The organism is Streptomyces sp. HSW2009 (genome assembly GCF_040240285.1).
In the GTDB taxonomy this organism is placed as follows: Bacteria; Actinomycetota; Actinomycetes; order Streptomycetales; family Streptomycetaceae; genus Streptomyces.
In genome coordinates this window covers 1-2,727 of the sequence record NZ_JBEHZD010000796.1, presented here as the reverse complement: position 1 = coordinate 2,727, position 2,727 = coordinate 1, and the positions used below count along the sequence as shown (strand labels likewise).

The 2,727-nt window shown below is 75.2% G+C and carries 3 protein-coding genes; all 3 read left to right on the top strand.

Annotated elements, in window-relative coordinates:
• The coding region (locus AAHZ94_RS32275) for an SPFH domain-containing protein (RefSeq protein WP_349997263.1) at positions 1-876 on the top strand (876 nt) is incomplete at its 5' end.
• Positions 877-971: 95 nt separating this feature from the next.
• Complete coding sequence (locus AAHZ94_RS32270) at positions 972-1,793, top strand: nucleoside/nucleotide kinase family protein (protein WP_349997262.1); 822 nt, start codon at positions 972-974, stop codon at positions 1,791-1,793.
• A 127-nt stretch (positions 1,794-1,920) separates the two neighbouring features.
• Entirely contained in the window at positions 1,921-2,511 is a 591-nt protein-coding gene (locus AAHZ94_RS32265; RefSeq protein ID WP_349997261.1) for a lytic polysaccharide monooxygenase auxiliary activity family 9 protein, read from the top strand.
• Positions 2,512-2,727 lie beyond the last annotated feature (216 nt).

Here is a 2,727-nt window from a genome sequence, read left to right as displayed (position 1 = left end):
GGGGGGGGGGGGGGGGGGGGGGGGCGGGGGGGGGGGGGGGGGGGGGGGGGGGGGGGGGCGGGGGCCCCGCCCCCCCGGCCCGCCACCGCCCCGGCCTGGGCCTGGGCGGGCCTCGCCCTCGCCGGCGGCCTCGCCCTGTTCGCCTTCGGCGGCCTGACCCGCGGCCAGGTGGGCGGCGCCCGGGTGCTGAGCCGGTGCGGGCGCTACCGCGGCACGGCACGCCGAACGGGCCTGATGTGGATCAACCCGCTGCTGCTGCGCCGCCGGGTGGACATACGCCTGCGGCACTGGCGCAGCGAACCGATACCGGTGATGGACGCGCGCGGCATCGACCTGCGGGCGGTGGTCCTGGTCGTCTGGCAGGTCGAGGACACCGCACGGGCCGTGCTCGCGGTCGACGACCACGCCACCTACCTGCGCGAACAGGTCGAGGCCACGCTGACCAGCGTGCTCTCCCGACTCCCGGCCGACGCGTACGACGACCTGCCGAACCCACCCCGCGGCCCCGCGCCCCGCCCCACCACCCTGCGCGACGCCGAGGCGGTCGGCGACGCCCTGACCCGGGTGCTGGCGGCGCGCTGCGTACCGGTGGGCCTGACGATCTTCTCCGTACAGCCGGTCAGCCTGCGGTACGCCCCGGGCGTCGCCGCCGCGATGCAGCGCAGCCAGCTCGCCGCGCTGGACGCCGGGCACCGGGACGGCGTGCCCACCCCGGTGGTGGACGCGGTGGACGGCACGGTGCACCGCCGCACCTCGCGCGGCCTGCTGGAACTCGCCGACTACGAGCGTAAGGTCCTGGTCAAGGACCTGGCGGTGGCCTTCTCCCCGGCCCCCCGCCGCCCCGCCCCACACCCACCGCAGCCACCACACCCGTAACGCCAGCACCGGCAGCGGCCACCCCGGAGCCGCACGGCTCCCCGTCCCCCCAGCACCGGCAGCCACCCGAGGCCCGCCCGCTACCGTCCCCTCCCATGGCTTCCGCTTCCGCACCTCTGGACCTTCCCGCGCTTGCCGCCGCGGCCTGGGCGCTGGTGGCCGGGCCCGAGCGCCCGCCCGCGACACCGGACCGCCCGGCGACCGACCCGACACCCGCGCCCATCGAACCGGCAGCACCTGCACCCACCGAGCCGGTGGCATCCCCACCCACCGACCCGCAGCCCGCCCGTACCCCGGTCGCGCGGCGCCCCGCCCGGCGCGTGGTGGGGATCGCGGGCGCGCCGGGGGCCGGGAAGTCGACCTTGGCGCGGGCGCTGGTCGCCGCGGTGGAGGAGCGGTACGGGGCGGGGACGGCGGCCTATCTGCCGTTGGACGGGTTCCACCTGTCCAACGCGCAGTTGGCCCGGCTCGGCCTGACCGACCGCAAGGGCTCGGCGCCGAGCTTCGACGTCTGGGGATACGCGGCCCTCCTGGAGCGGGTGGTGCGCCAGGAGGAGTACGAGATCTACGTACCCGACTACGACCGGACGCTGCACGAGCCGGTCGCCGCCCGCCACCTGGTGCCACCGACGGCCCGACTGGTGATCACCGAGGGGAACTACCTCGCCTGCGACGCCCCGGGCTGGCGCGAGGCGCGGCGGTCGCTGGCCGCGCTCTGGTACCTGGAGACCGCCGATGACGTACGGGAACAGCGGCTGGTGGAGCGCCAGTTGGCGGGCGGGAAGGACGGGGCGCGGGCCCGGGCCTGGGTCGCGGGGAATGACCGTCCCAACGGTGAACTGATCAAGGAATCGAGGTGGCGGTGCGACCGCATCCTCGTGCCGTTTGGTATGGACATGCTCAATTGGCGGGACTAGTCTGCGCCTTGGTCTAGACCGCACCCACCACCCCCCATCCGTACGAGCCCCAGCACCCCCCGCGCACCACTTCACGCACGCCAGATCAACCCCCACGCACTCCCCACACGCTTGTCAGGAGCCAAGCATGCGTAAGAAGATCAGTGCGGCCATCCTCGGGCTTGGCATCGCGGGCGCATCGGTCCTGGTGACCGGCGGGACCGCCAGCAGCCACGGCTACACCGACAGTCCGCCGAGCCGGCAGATCCTGTGCGCCCAGGGCAAGGTCAAGAACTGTGGCCAGATCCAGTGGGAGCCGATGAGCGTCGAGGGCCCGAAGGGCTTCCCGTCGCGCGGCCCCGCCGACGGCAAGATCTGCGCCGGTGCCGACGCCCGGTGGTCCCCGTTGGACGACCCGCGCGGCGGCAAGTGGCCGGCGACGAAGGTCACCTCGGGCCAGAGCCTCAACCTCAACTGGCGGATTCCGGTGCCGCACTCCACCACCGACTTCCGCTACTACCTCACCAAGGAAGGGTTCGACCCGACCCAGCAGGTGACTCGGGCCAGCCTGGATCTCGAACCGTTCCTCACCGTCCCCTACCGCGGCCGGCAGCCCTCGACGAACACCAGTCACCCGGCGACCCTGCCGCACCGCACCGGCAAGCACGTCCTCGTCTCGGTCTGGACGATCAACGACACGGGCAACGCGTTCTACGCCTGCTCGGACGTCGAGTTCTAGGACCGGATGCGGCATGAGGCCGGGCTGAAGGCGGGGCCCCGGCACGGCCCACCCCGGTCGTGCCGCCCGGCACGGCCGCTGGCCGGCTGGCCCCCGTGACCGTCGGCCCGGCGGCACGCGCAGCCGGAGCCCCGCGGGGTTCCGGCCCCCACCGCGAGGGGGATTCCGGGCCCCCCCCGCCCCGGGGGGGGCCGCGCCCGGGGCCCCCCCCCCCCC